Source organism: Streptomyces sp. JLBG701 (assembly GCF_058544905.1).
In genome coordinates, this window is record NZ_CM178588.1 from 5,929,102 (window position 1) to 5,947,845 (window position 18,744).

The 18,744-nt window shown below is 68.6% G+C and carries 15 protein-coding genes; 6 read left to right on the plus strand and 9 right to left on the minus strand.

Annotated elements, in window-relative coordinates; genetic code table 11:
- Nucleotides 1-6 precede the first annotated feature (6 nt).
- Both AC5DRG_RS27480 and AC5DRG_RS27485 read right to left on the minus strand, forming a co-directional pair.
- The gene (locus tag AC5DRG_RS27480) at nt 7-1,440 is read right to left on the minus strand and encodes an FG-GAP-like repeat-containing protein (RefSeq protein ID WP_491802114.1); all 1,434 of its coding nucleotides are present in this window, start codon (nt 1,438-1,440) and stop codon (nt 7-9) included.
- A 127-nt stretch (nt 1,441-1,567) separates the two neighbouring features.
- Nucleotides 1,568-4,708, minus strand: a complete 3,141-nt coding sequence (locus AC5DRG_RS27485; RefSeq protein WP_491802115.1) for an FG-GAP repeat domain-containing protein — start codon at nt 4,706-4,708, stop codon at nt 1,568-1,570.
- Between the two features lie 201 nt (nt 4,709-4,909).
- On the opposite strand from AC5DRG_RS27485, the gene AC5DRG_RS27490 reads away from it, so the two are divergent.
- The 3 genes from AC5DRG_RS27490 to AC5DRG_RS27500 are packed head-to-tail and all read left to right on the plus strand — an operon-like array spanning nt 4,910 to nt 8,126.
- On the plus strand, nt 4,910-5,509 hold the full coding sequence (locus tag AC5DRG_RS27490; protein ID WP_491802116.1) for a DUF4956 domain-containing protein: 600 nt from the start codon (nt 4,910-4,912) through the stop codon (nt 5,507-5,509).
- Entirely contained in the window at nt 5,506-6,303 is a 798-nt protein-coding gene (locus AC5DRG_RS27495; protein ID WP_491802117.1) for a VTC domain-containing protein, read from the plus strand. The genes AC5DRG_RS27490 and AC5DRG_RS27495 overlap by 4 nt, the downstream gene beginning before the upstream one ends.
- A 2-nt stretch (nt 6,304-6,305) precedes the next feature.
- Nucleotides 6,306-8,126, plus strand: a complete 1,821-nt coding sequence (locus AC5DRG_RS27500) for a carbohydrate-binding domain-containing protein (protein ID WP_491802118.1) — start codon at nt 6,306-6,308, stop codon at nt 8,124-8,126.
- Nucleotides 8,127-8,132: 6 nt separating this feature from the next.
- Here the strand turns inward: AC5DRG_RS27500 and AC5DRG_RS27505 are convergent, their stop codons facing one another.
- Nucleotides 8,133-8,477, minus strand: coding sequence for an SCO4225 family membrane protein (locus AC5DRG_RS27505; RefSeq protein ID WP_491802119.1), 345 nt, complete (start codon nt 8,475-8,477; stop codon nt 8,133-8,135).
- Between the two features lie 222 nt (nt 8,478-8,699).
- The gene (locus tag AC5DRG_RS27510) at nt 8,700-9,158 is read right to left on the minus strand and encodes a hypothetical protein (RefSeq protein ID WP_491802120.1); all 459 of its coding nucleotides are present in this window, start codon (nt 9,156-9,158) and stop codon (nt 8,700-8,702) included.
- A 190-nt stretch (nt 9,159-9,348) separates the two neighbouring features.
- Between AC5DRG_RS27510 and AC5DRG_RS27515 the strand changes: the two genes are divergently transcribed.
- Nucleotides 9,349-9,747 carry an ATP-binding protein gene (locus AC5DRG_RS27515; RefSeq protein WP_491813174.1) on the plus strand — a complete coding sequence of 133 codons (399 nt, stop codon included), beginning with the start codon at nt 9,349-9,351 and terminating at the stop codon, nt 9,745-9,747.
- Here AC5DRG_RS27515 and AC5DRG_RS27520 read toward each other — a convergent pair.
- Nucleotides 9,717-10,499: an SAM-dependent methyltransferase gene (locus AC5DRG_RS27520; protein WP_491813175.1), complete on the minus strand. Its 783-nt coding sequence runs from the start codon at nt 10,497-10,499 to the stop codon at nt 9,717-9,719. The genes AC5DRG_RS27515 and AC5DRG_RS27520 overlap by 31 nt on opposite strands.
- 224 nt (nt 10,500-10,723) lie before the next feature.
- Between AC5DRG_RS27520 and AC5DRG_RS27525 the strand changes: the two genes are divergently transcribed.
- Nucleotides 10,724-10,954 (plus strand): hypothetical protein, encoded by a 231-nt coding sequence (locus AC5DRG_RS27525; RefSeq protein WP_491802121.1) that lies wholly within the window; start codon nt 10,724-10,726, stop codon nt 10,952-10,954.
- Nucleotides 10,955-10,958: 4 nt separating this feature from the next.
- Here AC5DRG_RS27525 and AC5DRG_RS27530 read toward each other — a convergent pair whose 3' ends face one another.
- The 3 genes from AC5DRG_RS27530 to AC5DRG_RS27540 form a co-directional block, all read right to left on the minus strand.
- Complete coding sequence (locus tag AC5DRG_RS27530) at nt 10,959-11,519, minus strand: DUF6082 family protein (RefSeq protein ID WP_491802122.1); 561 nt, start codon at nt 11,517-11,519, stop codon at nt 10,959-10,961.
- Nucleotides 11,520-11,833: 314 nt separating this feature from the next.
- Nucleotides 11,834-13,543 (minus strand): methionine--tRNA ligase, encoded by a 1,710-nt coding sequence (metG, locus tag AC5DRG_RS27535; protein WP_491802123.1) that lies wholly within the window; start codon nt 13,541-13,543, stop codon nt 11,834-11,836.
- A gap of 142 nt (nt 13,544-13,685) precedes the next feature.
- Nucleotides 13,686-15,134 (minus strand): VWA domain-containing protein, encoded by a 1,449-nt coding sequence (locus tag AC5DRG_RS27540; protein WP_491802124.1) that lies wholly within the window; start codon nt 15,132-15,134, stop codon nt 13,686-13,688.
- A gap of 253 nt (nt 15,135-15,387) precedes the next feature.
- Here AC5DRG_RS27540 and AC5DRG_RS27545 point away from each other — a divergent pair, with 253 nt between their 5' ends.
- The gene (locus AC5DRG_RS27545; protein ID WP_491802125.1) at nt 15,388-17,460 is read left to right on the plus strand and encodes a PhoX family protein; all 2,073 of its coding nucleotides are present in this window, start codon (nt 15,388-15,390) and stop codon (nt 17,458-17,460) included.
- Between the two features lie 267 nt (nt 17,461-17,727).
- On the opposite strand, the gene AC5DRG_RS27550 is transcribed toward AC5DRG_RS27545, so the two are convergent.
- Complete coding sequence (locus AC5DRG_RS27550; protein WP_491802126.1) at nt 17,728-18,726, minus strand: endonuclease/exonuclease/phosphatase family protein; 999 nt, start codon at nt 18,724-18,726, stop codon at nt 17,728-17,730.
- Between the last annotated feature and the right edge of the window lie 18 nt (nt 18,727-18,744).

Here is an 18,744-nt window from a genome sequence, read left to right on the forward strand (position 1 = left end):
CCATGTTCAGATCACCCAGAGCAGGCCCTCGCCGCCCAGCAGCGTGCCGCTCTGCTGCTTGAGGCCGACGGCCGGTCCCGTGATCACCTTGCTGCCGGTGCCCGTCGGGCGGGTGGAGCCGCCGGGGAGAACGAAGACCGCGCCCGTGGAGTTGTTCTCGCCCGAGGCGCCGATGAACAACTCCGGCTTGTTGTTCTTGTTCACGTCCCCCACCGAGACCGTCGTACCGAAGAAGTCGTCGGTCTCGGAAGCGCTGGGCACACCTGAAGTGTCCTGGGTGAAGGAGTACGAGCCGGTGCCCAGGGCACCCGAGGCGCGACCCGGGATCACCGTGACGCGGCCGGCTCGCTTCTTGCCGCCGGTGCTTTCGTACGGCGTGCCGACCACGATGTCCGCGAGCCCGTCCCCGTTGAGGTCGGCCACGGCCACCGCACCGCCGAACGCGTCGTACTTCTCGCTCGTGTCCGGCACGCCTGAGGTGTTCTGCGTGAGGTGGACCGGGGTGGCGTTCGCCGCGATGCCGGTGGCCGACCCGTACCAGACGGAGACCCGGCCGCCCAACGCCCCGTCCACGCCCGCGACTTCGGGCTCGTCCGGGTCGCCGACGACGAGGTCCGCGTAGCCGTCGCCGTTGAGGTCGCCGGTGGCGGAGATGAGGCCGTTGCCTTGCTGGAAGGCTTCCCCGGAGGCGGGGGTCGTGTAGATCTCGCCGCCCGTCAGCCCGCTCAGGCGGGTGGTGATGCGGACCTGGTCCGGCGTGCTGTCGCCGTTGAGGTCGCCGAGCGCCACGGACTCCAGGGACGCGATGTCCTCGTTGAAGGTGCGCGAGCCGAAGCTGCCGCTGCGGCTGAACGAGCCTTGGAAGAGCGCGGAACCGTCGTATCCGCCGACCAACACCTGTGTTTTGCCCCCCGATCCGCCGCTCAGCGCGGCGAGATCGAGTCCGTAGTACGTCGGGTCACTCGACGGCGTCGGCAGGTCCGTCCCGCCCGCCAAACCGCTCTTGCTGCCCCAAACCACCGTCACCGTCCCCGAGTTGGTGCCCTTCGTCGTGTCCTCGTAGGGAGACGAGATCACCAGGTCGGCGTACCCGTCCCGGTTCAGGTCCTCCGTGGCGGTGGCGGCGCCGAAACGGTCGTACGCCTCAGCCGTGCCCGGAATCCCGGACGTGTTCTGCGTGAGCGTCTTGCGCCGGGCCGTGGCGAGCCCTGTCGACGACCCGTACAGCACGACGACGGCACCGGCCGCCTCCTTGCCGGCGACGTTCGCACCGGGTGCGGGCAGGACGGCGTCCCGGTATCCGTCACCGTTGAAGTCACCTGGCACACCGCCGTGTACGGCGGCCGCTGGACCAGCGGGAACCAACGCGCTCCCGACCAGCGCGGCCACGACGACCGCCGCGGCTCTCCAACTCCCCCTGGACACACTGCTGCTCGCCATGCGAACCCCCTCCGCCTCGGGCGCACCACACGTGCGCTCCGACATCCCTCGCGAAGTGTAAAGGCGCCCGGGAACGTGAAGTCCCGGGCGCCCAGCGCTATTTGAGAACAGTGTTATGTGAGATCGGTCAGGAGACGGACTTGTAACCGCCCCAGCCCGTCCCGATCTTCACCCGCGCCCCGAACGACCCCTTCCCGTTCCCGGTGTTGCGCCACAGGTTCCCGCTCGTGTCGCGCGAGACCAGGTCCGCCTTGCCGTCGTCGGTGATGTCGCCGACGCCGACGACCGCGTTGTACGAGCCGCCCCAGTCGCTGAACAGCTTCACGCGGGCCTTGAAGCCGCCCGTGCCCTTGCCGTCGTAGCGGTAGAGGTTGTTCGACTTGTCCTGGGCGAGAAGGTCGCCGATGCCGTCGCCGTTGAGGTCGCCGGCGCCCACGATCTTCTTGTACGTCTTCCAGTTGTCGTAGAGCTTCACGCGGGCGGAGAGCTTGTGCGTGCTCGTTCCCTTGTAGAGGTAGACGGCGCCGGTGGACGCGTTGCGCGCGATCAGGTCCGGGCGGCCGTCGCCGCTCACGTCGCCGGGTGAGGTCAGGACGTCGTACTGCGTCCAACCGCTGGTCCCGAGAGTCGTGTACGACGTCGACGGCTTGACCGCGGCGTTGCGGCCCGGCTTGTAGAGGCGCAGGGCCCCGCTGCTCAGCCGTACGAGGACGTCGTTGTAGCGGTCGCCACTGAGGTCGCCGAAGGGGATCACCTTGACGGTCGTCGCCCAGCCGGTGCCCGTGTACTTTTCGCTGAACTTGCCCGTTCCGGTGCCGCTGTGGATCGTGAGGCCGCCGGAGGAGTTGAGGGTGAACAGGTCACCGCGGCCGTCCGGGCCGTCGGGGCTGACGAAGTCGCGGCGTACCGCCGCCCCACGGGACAGGAAGCCCTCCCCGGTGGTCACCGTGACCGGCGTCGTGGTGCCCAGGCCGGTCGCCTTCAGCGTCCACTTGAACTCGCCGTTGGGGAAGTAACTCCCGCTCTCCGTCTTGCCGTTCCAGGTCGCCGACACCCAAGCCGTGGCTGCGGAGCCGGTGATGGTGCGGGTGGCCTTGCCCGTCGCGCCGCTCTGGACCGAGGTGAAGGTCAGGGACCAGGAGGTGGCGGGGCGGGAGAGGAGCCACTGGCCGTTCCAGGGGTCCGAGGAGGGCGGTTCGGCGTAGAACTCGACCTCCGTCTCGAACGCGGTCATGGCCGACGGCGTGACGCCGGTCGTCGCGACGTGCGTCTGCTCGTACGCGCCGATCCAGGCGACCAGGCCCGTGTACTCGTCGACCGTCCACCGGAAGCGACGGTCCACGGCGAGGCCCGAGTCGGGCAGGCCGGAGGCGACGATGCGGGTGGTGCCGTCCGATGTGTCGGTCAGGACCAGTTGGTCGGCGGTGTGGTCGTGGCGCACGGTGAACCCGTCGCCGAGCAGCACGTCACCGGGCTCGACGGAGACGGCCGTAGCGGCCTTGGTGTCGTACACACCCGCCGAGGCGCTGTCGCAGGACCAGTACACCCAGCGGCCGGCCGCCTGTAGTTCGCTCGGCACGCAGCCCATGCCCGGGACGGTGACCGTGGTGAGGGTCTTCTCCAGGGGGATGCTGTACGAGGTGAGCTTGCCGGAGGTGGAGGTGGCGCTCCACAACACCGAACCGTTCAGGGCGGCGGCGCGGATGGATCTCTTCAGCTTCTGGCCCTGGCCGGACTCGCCGACGTACTGCATGGGTGTCGAACCACCGGAGTTGTAGACGGCGTAGTCGTCGGAGACGTCGACGATCGTGCCGGCCTCGGTGCCGAACTCCAGGGGGGCGTTGTAGCCGATCGTCACCAGCCGGTCCGCGTCGGTCAGGCCGCTGCCGCCGTCGTCCCCGTCGTAGAACGTGTCGAGATAGACGTCCCGGGGCGCGCTTCCCATGTTGCCCCACAGCACCGAGCAGGTGGTGTCGGCGTACGGGCACACGGGGCTGACGGAGGAGCTCTCCGTGGCGGCGGACGCGGTGAGCGTGGCGGCGCCGTCGGTGGTCAGGGTCCGCAGGGACGTGGTGTCGCTGGTGGCGGAGGGGTCGTCCTCGGCCACGCGCAGGCTGCCCCGGCTGAGGGCGAGGCCCGTCTTGGCGTTCTCCACCGCCGGGACCTGGTGCACGTTCGTCAGCTGGAGCGAGCCGTCCTCGGCCTGGCTCACGCGCTGGACCCACCAGTCGGCGGGGCCGGTGCCGCCAGTGACGAGCGCGTCGCCCCCGGATGCCTGGATCGTGTAGGCGCCGGAGAGGGCGAGCAGGGTCTTGGAGGTGCCGTCGGCGATCGAGACCGCTTTGAGGGCCTGGCCGCCGCTTCTCCTGGTGATGGGCAGCAGCAGTTGGTCGCCGACCAGGGCGGGGTTGCCGCCGAGCGTGCCCAGGTACGTCAGCTCGTTGACGTCCGGGAGGGTGATGACCTGTTCCGTGGCGGCCAGGTCCGTGCGGGACTTGAGGTGCAGCTCCGTGCCGTTGGCGTTGACCCAGCCGATCCGGTCCTCGTTCTGGACGAAGTGCGCGGTGCTCGGGACGGACGTGAACACCTCGGTGCTCACGGCCGTCGCGAGGTCGATGTAGTCGACCGTGCCGTTGTAGTCCCGGAGCACGCCGGAGGAGTCCGCGGCTTCGAGCTCGTCGTCCCCGATGCTGGTCGCCTCACCTGTGATGGCACGCTCGCGCCGCTCGCCGTCCACGAAGTCGATCAGGGTGGAGGTGGTGACGACGGTCTCCCCGGCCAGTCCCCGGTAGTAGTTGGAGCTGCTGGTGGAGGCCACGGTCTTCAGCTCGTGCGTCGCCGGGTCCCAGAGGTCGACGGCCCTCTTGGTCAGGCCCGTCGGCAGGGCGACCAGGTCGCTGTCCGAGCCGTACCAGGCCGTACGGCAGCTGGAGGCGAGGGCCGTGCAGCCCTCGCCGGGCGTGTAGACGCCGTTCGCGTCCTCGACCGTGACGGTGGTGCCGTCGTCGTAGTCCGTCCACAGCAGCCCGGCGACCCCGCTCTGCCGTTGCAGGAACCCCGTCTCGCCCGCGACGAACGGGCGGTCGGCGCGCGGAGTGTCCGTGCTCGGATCGATGAGCGTGATCTCCGTGGTGGTGGCGGTGGCCGCCTCGGCGTCGGCACCGTCCACCGAGCCGGAGAAGACATACAGGGCGCCGGCCATCAGGGCCAGCGCGGTGGTGGAGACGGCGGCGGTCAGACCGCCCCGTCCCAGGGCGTGTCTGCCCACGTCAAGTTCCCTCCCCACGAGGGTCCCCACCCTCGTACAAGTGAACGGACTTTATCAGCGCTTGGGATTTCCTTCGGATTGGCTTGGGTTTCTCAAGCGGCCTTAAGGAACCGAAAAGTTGACCCACAGGAAGGTGTCTCATGGTTGACGGATGAGCGAACCCATAGTTACGGGCGGTAGACGCGAGGCGGGGGAGTCGGCATGAACCACTTGGTGCTCGTCGCCTCCGACCTGGTCGCCATCTCCCTCCTCACCTTCGGCGTGTATTTCCCCCGCCACCACCGCCGGGACCTGGTCACCGCGTTCCTCGGCGTCAACGTCGGCGTCCTCGCGGTCGCCATGACGCTGAGCTCGGCCTCGGTCGGAATCGGCCTGGGCATGGGCCTGTTCGGAGTCCTGTCGATCATCCGCCTGCGCTCCTACGAGATCGCGCAGCATGAGATCGCCTACTACTTCTCCGCCCTCGCCCTCGGCCTGCTCGCCGGACTCCCCGAGCAGGTAGGCGTGTTGACGGCATCCCTGATGCTGCTGATCGTCGCCACGCTCTACGTCGGCGACCACCCCCACCTCTTCGGCCGCCACCGCACCCGCAGCCTCCGCCTCGACACCGCGTACACCGACGAGGACGCCCTGCGCGCCCACCTCGAAGTACTGCTCGGCGGACGCGTGGTGAACCTGTCGGTCAAGGGCATCGACCTCGTCAACGACACGACACAGGTCGAGGTCCGGTACGTGGTCGGCAGTGGCGCGAAGGTGCCGCAGGAAGCGGGCTCGCGGGACGACCAAGAGGTCCGGGCATGAGTCCCGCCGACTTCCTGACCACCCTGGTAGGAGCCCTACGGCCGATCCCGCTCGCCGAACTCGTCGACAGGGCCGAGCTGTTGACCCGCCTCGACCGCAAGTACATGCTGCCGGTCGCCGACCTGCCGCTGGTGATCGCCGGCCTCGACGAGGACGTACGCGTCCTGGAAACGGCCGACGGCCGCCGCCGCTTCGGCTACCGCTCCGTCTACTACGACACCCCCGACATGGACGGCTACCTGGCCGCCGCCCGCCGCCGACGCCGCCGCTTCAAGCTCCGCATCCGCACCTATCTCGACTCCGGCGAGCACTTCTTCGAGGTCAAGACCCGCGGCCCGCGCGGCACGACGGTCAAACAGCGGATCCCGTACGAGGGTGACGTACTGCGCCTGGACAGCACGGCCCGCGCCTACGCCGACGAAGTCCTCGGCCAGGCCGGCATCAACTCCCGCGGCCTCCGCTTCGTCCGCACCCTCACCACCCGCTACCGGCGCACGACCCTCTTCCTGCCGTCGAGCGACAGCCGCCTCACCGTCGACACCGACCTGATCTGGACCCTGCCCGACGGCACCGAACTCACCACCCCCGAGCGGGCGATCGTAGAAACGAAGGCGGGACGGGCGGGTTCGACCGCCGACCGCCTGCTGTGGTCGCTGAAACACCGCCCGATCCCGGTGTCCAAGTACGGCACGGGCCTCGCCGCCCTCCGCCCCGACCTGCCCGCCAACCGCTGGCTGCCCGTCCTGCGCCGCCACTTTCCAACCGCACCGGTACTGAACGGGAGCCTCGCGTGAGCATGAGAACGCTTAGGAAGTCGGCGGGTGCGCTGGCCTCCGTCGCCCTCGCGGCGGCGGCCCTGGCCGGTTGTTCCTCGGGTGACGATTCCAGCTCCAACTCGGGCTCGTCGTCGAGTTCATCGAGTACGACCCCTGCGGTGGACGGCGACCAGACCGCCGCCTCCGTCCTCGCCGACAACAAGGACGTCCGCGCCGAGGACGACGACATGGACTACGACGAGTCCGACGCCGTAGCCATCGAACTGACCGGTGATTCGGCGTCGGTGGACGGCGGTGGTGGGGTGGACGTGGACGGGTCCACCGTCACCATCACCTCCAGCGGCACCTACCGGCTGACCGGCACCCTCACTGACGGGCAGATCGTCGTCACCGCCCCCGAGGCGACCGTGAAGCTCGTCCTCGACGGTGTCGACATCTCCAGTTCCTCCGGCGCCGCGATCGCCGCCACGGAGGCGGACCGGCTGGTGGTCGTCTTGGCCGACGGCAGCGCGAACAAGCTCGCGGACACCGACTCCTACGCCGAGGACGCCGACGCGAACGCCGCGCTCCACAGCGCCGGCGAGCTGACGATCGGGGGCGACGGTTCGCTCACCGTGCGCGGCAACGGCAATGACGGGATCGCGAGTTCGGACGGCCTGTCGATCGTCGGCGGCACCGTCACGGTCGTCGCCGCCGACGACGGCGTACGCGGCAAGGACTACCTGGTGGTGAGCGGCGGGACGGTGAAGGTGACGGCCGGGGGCGACGGGCTGAAGTCCGACAACTCCGAGGACGCGGACGCCGGTTACATCCTCGTCGGCGAGGGGACCGTCGAGGTGACCTCCGAGGGTGACGGCGTGGACGCGGCCACCGATCTCGTCGTCACCGGGGGCGAGTTGAGCGTCAAGAGCAAGGCCGCCGACGACTCATCCGCGCACGGGCTGAAGTCGGGCGTGATCAGCGTCCTGGAGGGTGGCACCGTCACCGTCGACTCCTCCGCGGATGCCGTCCACGGGGAGGCGGCCGTGCACTTCAACGGAGCGGACGTCACGGTGGTGGCCGGCGACGACGGCGTACACGCCGAGGGCGATCTGGTCATCAGCAAGGGCTCGTTGACGATCACGGGGTCGAACGAGGGCCTCGAAGGCAAGGACATCCTGGTCAGCGGCGGCTCGACGAAGGTCACCTCCAACGACGACGGCGTCAACGCGTCCGGCAGCGACTCGACGACGTCCGAGGACCAGGGAGGCGGCCCCGGCGGAGGCGGCGGCCCGGGTGGCGGCGGCGGTGGCATGGAGACCGGCGACTACACGGCCAAGGTCACCGGCGGCACCCTCGTCATCAACTCCGACGGCGACGGCTTCGACTCCAACGGCACCGCCGAGATCACCGGCGGCACCGTCGTCGTCAACGGCCCCCAACAGGGCGGCAACGGCGCCCTCGACGTCAACGGCAGCTTCACCGTCAGCGGAGGTCTCCTCATCGCGGCCGGCAGCGCGGGCATGGCGGAGGCACCGGACACGGAATCGGCACAGGGCTGGCTGTCGACGACCCTCGACGAGGCGGTCGACGCCGGCACGACACTCCACATCGTCGACTCGGACGGCAAAGTCCTTGCGACGTACGTGACTTCGAAGACGATCCAGAACGTCGTCTACTCCTCCGTCGAGATCAAGAGCGGGGAGGAGTACCGCGTTTACGCGGGCGGCGGCGAGGGTTCGGGCGCCGGCACCGGAGGCCTGTCGGCGAAGGCGGGCGACCTGGGCGACGCGGAGCAGATCGCGACGACGACGGCGGGCGAGGCGGCGGAGGGAGGAGGAGGCTTCGGCGGGGGAAGGTAGGGGTGGTCAGGCGCTGGGGGCGGGACGTACGGATGACGGCCGGCGGCGCCGGTGCACTTCGCGGACGAGCACGCCCAGGACGACGGCGTTCACGAGCCCGCCGATCGCGATGCCCAGGTAGAAGGGGGCGTCGGTGGGGATCCAGCCGAGCACGACCATCACCGGCAGGTTCGCCGGAGCCGTCAGCAACATGGGTACGACAAAGGCCATGGACGTGTCGGCGTCGCTCACGAAAAGGCCTTCGTAGAGCGTGAATCCGGCCGTGAGGATGACTGCGGCCAGGTAGCCGCGGGACAGCCAGTTGTTCACGGCGAGAGTGAGCGCGGCGCGGATGCGGCGAGAGGAACTCACGGTGTTCTCCGATCGGTTGGTCGAGGCTGATCACCACGATGTCGGAGACGTAGGGGGCGCGGCATGGGTTCCGCTACTCAGACACGAGTGTCTCTTTGGCTTACTTGTTTGGCTTACTTGGATTCGACGTGGGCTCGCCGGCGTCGCCTCGGGGCTGTCGGGATCCAGGACCTGGCTCAGCGTCCTGGAGCTCAGATGGGCGGGCTGGATGAAGTGTGGGGCTCAGGTGTCGTAACTCCCGTCCCAGGGCGCCCCGAACCCCAGCCGGTCCGGGTACAGCTCGACCCAGTCGTCCTCCCCGTCCGCCTCGCCATCGACGACAAGCCCGAACAGCACGCCCTCGACGGTGCGTTGGAAGGGCCGTACGGCGATGTCGCCGTAGGTCGCGCCGGGCAGCGCGGCAAGAAGCTTCGCCAGATGAGCCTCGGCCCGCGCGAGTACGGCGTCCTGCGCCCACGTCCCCGCACACCAGATCTCCGAGTCGCGGTACCGGCCGTCGGCATCGAAGGTGTGCAGCACGGCGTAGAGCCGCTTGTGCTCTTCCCAGCCGTCGGCGGGGCGGTAGCCGATGGGGAAGGCGTAGGTGACGGAACCGAGGAACTGACCGTGCGCGTACCGGCCTATGGTCGCGGTGCGGTGTTCCGGTTCATGGGATATCGGGATGAGCTGTGGAATTGCCATGCCGGAACGATACGGGTCAGCTCCCGGGCGGGATGAGGGAGCCGGAGCGTATGGCGTGGAGGAGGTGCGTGAGGGGGGTGGGGGCCGCGGCCAGCTCGACGCAGGTGTCCTTTGCCAGACGGTGGATGAACTCCCGCGACGCCGCGGGGTCCAGCGACGCGCTCTCTGCCTTACGGAACAGCCCCCGGAGCTGGTCGAGTTGGGGCTGCGCGTCAGAGCCGTCACCATCTGCCGCCGAACCCTCCGCCTCATCCTGACGATGCACGGCCTGATCAACCTCGTCGACACCGCCGAGCTCCTCGCAACGGAGTTGGTCAGCAACGCCGTACGCCACACCAAGGGCCCGGCGGCTCTCCGTGTCCGTTGGTCGGCGGGCGTGCTGCGGATCGGCGCATGGGACGCGGACCCTCAACCCCCTGAGCCGCCAGGCAGGTTGGAGGACCTTACCGGTGTGGACGGCCGGGGTCTCGCACTCGTCGTCGCCTGTTCCGACCTGTGGGGCTGGCAGCCGCTGTCCAGACACGGCAACCGGGGTAAGTACGTGTGGTGCGAGCTGGTTCAGCCGAGCTTGCGGGCGACGCCGCCGTAAAAGCCGACCTCGGCGGAACGGGCCGGCGGGGTGCTGTCCGGGCGCCAGAACGGGACCTGGGCCAGGCCGGGCTCGACCAGTTCGAAGCCGTCGAAGAGCGCCTCGACCTGGGAACGGGAACGCGGGTTCATGGTGGCGGTGGCGTTGTTGTAGACGGCCGAGGCCTCGCGGCGATCGGCGAAGTCGCCCGTGGCGTGCGAGAGCACGAGGTAGCTGCCGGCCGGTAGCGCGTCGCGCAGGGTGGCGACGGTCTGCGCGGGCTTCTCGGCGTCGGTGACGAAGTGGAGAATGGCGACGAGGAGCAGAGCGACCGGCTGGTCGAAGTCGATGATCCTGCGGACATCGGGGTGCTCGATGATGGCCTGAGGGTCGCGCAGGTCGCCGAGCGCGATGCTGGTCGTGCCGGAGTTGGCGAGCAGGGCGTCGGCGTGGGCCTTCACGATGGGGTCGTTGTCGACGTACGCCACGCGTACGTCGGGCGCCGTTTCGTGGGCGATCTCGTGCACGTTCGGGGAGGTGGGCAGCCCGGTGCCTATGTCGAGGATCTGGCGGACGCCGCTGTCGACGACGTGGCGGACGGCACGGTGCATGAAGGCGCGATTGGCCCGCACGCTGACCCGCGCCTCGGGCGCCTTGGCCACGAGCGCGTCACCGGCCTGCTGATCCACCTCGTAGTTGTCCTTGCCGCCCAGCAGGTAGTCGTAGATCCGCGCAGGATGAGGCCTACTGGTGTCGATCTCCTCGGCGCCCATACCGTCCTGTGCCACGCTGCGCTCCTCTTGGCAACCGCATTGGCGCCCTCGCACTCGATCGAGTGACGACAGTTTCGCACATCAACTCCGGCGCGTATGACTGTAGTTCACTGTGCAACCCGGTCGTCAACGTGCAGTACTGGCGACCCGCGTGAGACCACGGATGTGGGTGCCCTTAAGGTGCGGCCGTTGAACACTGGCGCTCAAGGGATCAAGGGAACCGCATGAGGATTACGAGACGGCTGGACACCCCCGTGCAGCAGTGCATCGGCGACTCCAACTGCCCCGCAGCGTTCGCCACGTCCTCCGGGGACGTTGCCTTCATCGGGCGCGAGGCCTCCGCCGAGGTCCATGCGACGCTTCCGGCGGGCTCGGGGGTGGGGAGCGGCGAGAGGCTTGTGGTCGTGCCCCGGGACGTGCTCATCAGCGCCGGCTGGATCCCGCCGACCGGTTGATCCCTCAGCGCGGTTCGGCCAGATCGTCCGTCTCGGACCGTGTTGCCAGGTGCAGGATCTGGCTCTGGTAGGCCAGTTCGGCGACGTCGTAGAACTGGCGCATTCCTCCGGTGTGCGGTGTGGAACGATCGCGGGCGGCCCGTGATCGTTCCCAAAATTCCCGTATTTTGGCGCTGCTGAAAAGGTTGTGCAACTGGTTCTCGACTTCATTATCGTCGAAGTAGCCCAGTTCCCAGCACATCCACTCGAACGAAATGATCAGGTTGGCGTACATGAACTGCTTGCGCAGTTCATCGGAAATCCCTGGACCATATCCTGGCCAGACGGTCATCAACAGAGGATCGTCGAGCGCCATCTGAATCAGCCGCTGATGTTGTTCCCGGACCGCTGCCTCTGCGACGCGCCGGGTCGTTTCGTGCTGATTCTTGGCGACCTCGCGCATCAGGCGGGATTCCTCGCCCTGCTGGTGAAACGTCCGGGCGATGTAGATGAGTACGACGACCGATGCGGCGGCCGCCGCTGCCCCGAAGGCCTCTCCGGCGTATCCGCGCGCAGCGGACTGCATTCCGGAGAAGCTGGTCAGGACAATGGATAGGCCTATCGTTCCCGCGCAGGAAGTAATAGTGACGCCTATCAGGATGCAAACCTCGCGAGCACTACGAGCCCCTGTCATGGCACCCCCGATGGAAGACCCCCATTACTGGTGGGTATGTCTTCGACCCAACGGCTTTATTCCCGCGTCATGTCCATTGAAAACAGGGCGGTAGGGGCAGGGAGGGCGCATGGAGGCACGGCAGTCGGAAGAACCCCAGGAGAATGATTACTTCCGGATTCTCCTGGGGCTTTTGATAGGGGCGGGAAAACAATGGCCCCTCGGCTTTACTCGCCGCCGAAGCGCTCCTTGTACGTCTCCAGGTCCTCGTCCGTCAGCTTGGCGAAGAGGACCGGGGGGACGGTGAAGGGTGTGCCTGCCGGGACTGCCGTCAGGGACTTCGCCTCTTCCGGTGACACCCACGTTGCCGTGTCGTCAGGCAGAGCGAAAGACGTACGCATGATGGTCGCCGTCGTCGGGATGAAGGGTTCCGAGATCACCGAGTAGAGGTGGATCAGGTTCATTGCTGTGCGGAGGGTGAGGGCCGCTGCGTCCTTGTCCGTTTTGATCTCCAGCCAGGGGGCCTTTTCCTCCAGGTAGGAGTTGCCTGCTGACCAGAGCGCGCGGAGGGCTGCCGCCGCCTTGCGGAACTGGAGGGACTCCATCTGCTGCTCGTACTCCGAGAGCAGACGCGCGATCTCCTCGCCCAGCTTCGCCTCCGGCTCCCCCGGCTCCGCTCCCGCCGGGACCTCGTCGCCGAAGCGCTTGCGAGAGAAGGACAGGACCCGGTTTACGAAGTTGCCCAGGGTGTCCGCCAGGTCCTTGTTCACCGTGGCCGTGAAGTGTTCCCAGGTGAAGGACGAGTCGTCGGACTCGGGGGCGTTGGCGATGAGGAAGTGGCGCCAGTAGTCGGCCGGGAGGATCGCCAGGGCCTGGTCCGTGAAGACGCCGCGCTTCTGGGACGTGGAGAACTTTCCGCCGTAGTACGTCAGCCAGTTGAAGGCCTTGACGTAGTCGACCTTCTTCCACGGTTCGCGGACGCCGAGTTCCGTCGCCGGGAACATCACCGTGTGGAAGGGGACGTTGTCCTTGGCCATGAACTCCGTGTAGCGGACGGTCGCGTCACTCTCGTACCACCACGACTTCCAGTCCCTGTTCTCCGGGTCCTCGTCCGACCACTCCTTCGTCGCGCCGATGTACTCGATCGGGGCGTCGAACCAGACGTAGAAGACCTTGCCCTCCGCCGCCAGCTCCGGCCAGGTGTCGGCGGGGACCGGGACGCCCCAGTCCAGGTCACGGGTGATCGCGCGGTCGTGCAGGCCCTCGGTCAGCCACTTGCGGGCGATCGAGGAGGCGAGCTGGGGCCACTCGGCCTCGTGGGCCGCCACCCACTCCTCGACCTCGTTCTGGAGCTTCGACTGGAGGAGGAAGAGGTGCTTCGTCTCGCGGACCTCCAGGTCCGTGGATCCGCTGATCGCCGAGCGCGGGTTGATCAGGTCGGTCGGGTCGAGGACGCGCGTGCAGTTCTCGCACTGGTCGCCGCGGGCCTTGTCGTAGCCGCAGTGAGGGCAGGTGCCCTCTACGTAGCGGTCCGGGAGGAAGCGGCCGTCGGCGGGCGAGTAGACCTGGCGGATCGCTCGCTCTTCGATGAAGCCGTTCTCGTTGAGGCGGCGGGCGAAGTGCTGCGTGATCTCGACGTTCTGCTCGCTGGAGCTGCGGCCGAAGTAGTCGAAGGCCAGCGCGAAACCGTCGTAGACCGCCTTCTGGGCGTCGTGGGCTTGTGCGCAGAACTCGTCTACCGGGAGGCCCTGCTCCTTCGCCGCCAGTTCGGCCGGGGTGCCGTGCTCGTCCGTCGCGCAGATGTAGAGGACGTCGTGGCCGCGCTGGCGGAGGTACCGGGAGTACACGTCCGCCGGGAGCATGGACCCCACCATGTTGCCCAGGTGCTTGATCCCGTTGATGTACGGAAGGGCGCTGGTGATGAGGTGTCGAGCCATCGGGGGCTGCTCCCAGGTCGGTTTCTTGCGGCTTGCTTCTTGCGAACCTTGAAATCGTAGCCGACATGGGTATGCCGCCCGCTTCCCGTTTTATGGGGTGGGAAGCGGGCGGCATGGTGTCCGACGGTGGTGCCGGTGGGGCTTACGGGCGCCAGTCGATCAGTACGCCGTCGTAGAGCTCCGCGTCCGTGAGCTCCAGGGGGGTCGGGCCCGCGTGGAAGAAGGCCGTGTTGTCGGTCTTCAGCTTGCGGAGGTAGTCGAAGGCCTTGTTGTCGTGGTCGCCGAACGCGACGAACGAGAAGAACACCGAGGCGTGGGACTTCGCTGCGTCCGTGAGGGACTGGGTGGCCGGGGTCTTCGCGTCCGGGGCGCCGTCCGTCTGGAAGACGACTAGGGCGGGGGTGCCGGGGGTGGCGTTCTTGTCGTAGTGCGCGAGTACGGCTTGCACGGCGGCGTGGTAGCTGGTGCGGCCCATGCGGCCGAGGCCGGCGTGGGCCTCGTCGATCGCGTTCTCGGGGGAGGTGGGGGTGAGGTCGATGGTGCCGTCCACTTCCGTGGAGAAGAAGACGACGTGGACGGTGGGGGTGGGGGCCGGGTCCAGGTGGGTCGCGAGGGCGAGGGTCTGGTCGGCGAGGGCCTGGGCGGAACCGTCCTTGTAGTACGGGCGCATGCTCGCGGAGCGGTCGAGGACGAGGTAGACCTTCGCTCGGGTACCGGTGAGGTTGGCCTTGGCGAGGGCCGTGGCGGCGGAGCCGACGCCGACGGCCAACGGCTCGTCCGTCGCCTCAGCTGCGATCGGCTCCTCTGCGGCAGCGATCGGTTCCTCCGCCGCGGCCGGCTCCGGCTCCGGTACGGCAACAGGTTCGGGCTCAGGCTCGGGGGTGACCTCTGCGACCGGCTCGGGCTCGGGCTCGACCACTGCCTCCGGCTCGGGCTCGGGCTCGACCACTGCCTCCGGCTCCGGCTCCGCCTCGACCTCGATCACCGGCTCGGGCTCAGCGGCCTTGGCCACGGTCTCCGCCTCCGGCGTCACCTCCGCCGACACCGGCTCGGGCTCGACCTCAGCAACCGGCTCGACCTCGGCCTCGGCCTTGACCACCGGCTCAGGCTCAGCGATCTCCGCCACGGCCTCGGCCTCCGGCGTCACCTCGACCACCGGCTCCACCTCGGTCTCGACCACAGGCTCGACCGGCGCCTCAGCTGGCGTCTCCACCGCAGCTGGCGTCTCCACCGCAGCCGGTGTCTCCACCGCAGCCGGTGTCTCCCCCGCCCCCTCCACCGACTCCGTCGGCTTAGGCACGGTCACGTTGTTGAAAGCCGCCGCCACCAAGTCGTGCTCGGCCTGTTCCGCTTCCGACAGGCGAGGTTCCGGGACCTGGGCGGTTGCCGACGGAGTCGGTGTTGGGGCCGGAGTCGAAGCCGGCGTCGGTGCCCCCGACTGGGACGGGAGCCTTGGCTCCGTTTCCCGGAGGGAGGAGGTTTTCTGGACGGGAAGCTCCTGCGAAGGAGTCCGATCCGCACCCTCTGCTTCGGCGGCACGCCCCTTGCGTGACCTGCCGAACGCGTTCCGCAGGAGAGTGAGAATGCCCATGTGCGCAACCCTTCGCGTGAGTTGAAGCCGTCAATCCCTGGCCAGGACGGACACGTAAGGTTAGCGGCCCCGGATGGTGATCTTGGCTAGGGGCGGTTCCGTGCGTCGCTTGCGCGCGAACACCACACCAACGCCCGCCCAACACCACTGCGGCTCTTGTGGGTTCACCTTCCGTTTGCCTTGACGCCGCGTCCCCGCACATACGTACCCCTACCGTCACGCTCACACCATGGGCACCCAAGGGGAGAGTAAAGTGCGCAAGCTGCTGCCGTTGATCGGAACTCCGTCCGACTCGCATCCCGGCGGCCGGTCCGCCATGACCTGTCGTTTCCGGTGTGGTGACGCCTGCTTCCACGAGGTGCCCAACACCAGCACCAACGAGTACGTCGGTGACGTCATCGCCAGTGCGCTCAGCCGCCGCTCGGTGATGAGAGCCGCCGCTGTCGTCACCGTCGCCTCCGCGGCCGGCGCCGCCACCGTCACGGGTGCGCGTCCCGCCCAGGCAGCCACCACCGTGGCCGGCACAACCACCGCGACCAGCTCCAAGGGTGCCCGCGGCCTCCGCTTCGACGCCGTCGCCCCCAACACCACCGACGCGGTCGTCGTCCCTGAGGGTTACTCCCAGAACGTCGTCATCCGCTGGGGCGAGCCCATCCTGCGCGGTGCCCCCGCCTTCGACCCGGAGAACCAGACCGGCGCCTCCCAGGCCGCCCAGTTCGGGTACAACAACGACTTCCTCGCGCTGCTCCCGCTCCCTGGCGAGCGCGGTCGGCAGATCCTCGTCTCGAACCACGAGTACACCGACGAGGTCCTCATGTTCCGCGGCTACGACGCCGCGAACCCGACGCGGAACCAGGTCGAGGTCGCCTGGGCCGCCCACGGGCTGTCCGCCGTCGTCGTGGAAGAGGACCGCAAGACCGGCAAGCTCACCGCCGTCACCCGGCACCAGCTCAACCGCCGCGTCACCGCCACCACCGAGTTCCGGGTCACCGGTCCCGCCGCCGGGGCCGACCTGCTCAAGACCTCCGTCGACCCGACGGGTACGAAGGTTCTTGGCACGCTCAACAACTGCTCCGGTGGTACCACCCCGTGGGGCACCACGCTCCACGGCGAGGAGAACTTCAACCAGTACTTCGCCAACAGCAGCCGCACCACCGACAAGCGGTACGGCATCGGCACCGGCGCCACCGAGCGCAAGTGGGAGCGTTTCGACAAGCGGTTCGACGTCGCCCAGGAGCCCAACGAGGTGCACCGCTTCGGGTATGTCGTCGAGTTCGACCCGTACGACCCCTCCTCCACGCCCCGCAAACACACCGCCCTCGGGCGCGTGAAGCACGAAGGCGCCACCGTGCGGCTCACCGACGACGGGCGTCCCGTCGTCTACACCGGTGACGACGAGCGCTTCGACTACTTCTACAAGTTCATCGGCAGCAAGCGGATGAAGTACGGCACCTCCCGCGCCGTGCGCGAGCACAATCTCTCCCTCCTCGACGAAGGCACGCTCTACGTCGCCAAGCTCACCGGTGACTCCCCCGCCATCGAGATCGACGGGACGGGCACGCTGCCCTCCGACGGCGAGTTCGACGGCAGCGGTGAGTGGATTCCGCTGGTCACCGCCACCGCCAAGGGAGCCGTCTCGCACGTCGACGGCATGACCGCCGAGGAGGTCTGCGTCTTCACGCGGCTCGCCGGTGACAAGGTCGGCGCGACCAAGATGGACCGCCCCGAGGACATCGAGCCCTCGCCGCGCACCGGCAAGGTGTACGTCGTCCTCACCAACAACTCCAACCGCGGTCTGACCGGGTACGCGGCCGCCGACGAGGCCAACCCGCGCAACGCCAACAAGCACGGCCAGATCCTGGAGCTCACCGAGCGCTGGAACCGGGCCGACAGCACCAAGTTCGCCTGGACGCTCTTCCTCGTCGCGGGCGACCCGGACGACCCGGCCACCTACTTCGCCGGGTTCCCCAAGGACGACGTCAGCCCGATCTCCTGCCCGGACAACGTGGCGTTCGACGCGCACGGCAACCTGTGGATCTCCACCGACGGCAACCAGCTCGGCTCGCACGACGGCATGTTCGGCGTCGCGACCAAGGGCGACCGGCGCGGTGAGCTCAAGCAGTTCCTGACCGTGCCGACCGGCGCCGAGACCTGCGGGCCGATCGTCCAGGACCGCCGCGTGGTCGTCGCCGTCCAGCACCCGGGCGAGATCACCGGCGCGACCGTCGAGAACCCGGCCAGCGTCTGGCCCGACGGCGCCGGCAAGATCGTGCGCCCGGCGGTCGTGGCCGTGTGGCAGAAGAACGGCTGCGACATCGGCGTCTGAGACCGACCAGTTCGCTGAGTGTGTTGCGGGCCGCACCTGGCAGGGGGCGGCCCGCTGCAGCGCCCTGAAGGGGCGCGGGGCTGTATCCGTGCGGACCTCCACCAGGGTTTCCGCCTCCCGCACCCCTTCCGGCAACTCCCGTAGTTGGAGGGCCACTTGGGTGATCTCCGCCTCCGACGGCGGTTTCGCCCCATGCTTCACCCGCACCCTCGTCGCCGTCGTCGCGTCGACGATCCTCCCGATGGGGACTCGCGGGACATGTGCCCCTTATTTCCGCTGGTGAAGTGTGATGTCGACGAGCAGTGCGCGGTGGTCGGAGTCGGCGATGTCGAGGAAGCGGGCGGCGCTCGCGGAGAAGTCCTCGGACACGAGCACGTGGTCGATCTGGGCGCCCAGCGTCGGTGTGGTGCCCGCCGGCCAGCTCGGCGTGCGGTCGTGGCCTGCCAGGCGGGCGGCGTCGCGCAGGCCGGTGTCGAGGATGCGGCGGAAGACGGCGTGGTCCTGGGAGGCGTTGAAGTCGCCCGCGAGGATGGTGGGGGTCTTGGTGTCGGCGGCTGCGAAGTCGCGCAGGTCGCCGAGTTCGCTGCGCCAGACGTCCACCGTGCCGGGCAGCGGGGGCATGGGGTGCGCGAGTTGGAGGCGTACGTCGTGTCCGCGTACGTCGGCGACGGCGCCGGGCATGCCCATGGTGGCGGGTACGCCGTCGGTGCCCTTGAGGGGGAAGCGGCTGAGGATGACGGAGCCGACGGACCCGCCCGCCTCCACGGCCTCCCGGTACGGGTAAGTGCCGTCCAGAGCCGCCTTGAGCGCCGCGTCGCAGGTGTACTCGCACTCCTCCACGAACACGATGTCCGGCTTCTCGCGTCGCACGGCGGCGATCAGCGAGCCGGTGCCCTCCCCGAACTCGACGTTCGAGGCCAGCACCCGCACGTCGGCGAGAGCGACCCCGTGCGGCTGACCACTCTTCCCGTACGGCTCGATGAACCACGACAACAGCCCCAGGACCACGACTCCCCACACCACCCCGGCCCACCAACGCGCCGGCAGGGCGAGCAGCAGCGCGAAACCGGTGGGCACGAGCAGCCAGGGCAGAAACGCGAGCAACTGGGGGATCGGGGTGATCCCATCGGTGTCGGCGACCCGGCACCCCACGATCACACTGACCCCGGCCAGCACCAGCCCCGCACACCAGACAGCCAACCGCCGCCCGACCCGCCGCTCCCGCCCAGCACCGGACACCGCCCGCTCATCGGCCACAGTGTCCAAGTCCCGGCCTTTCGCAAC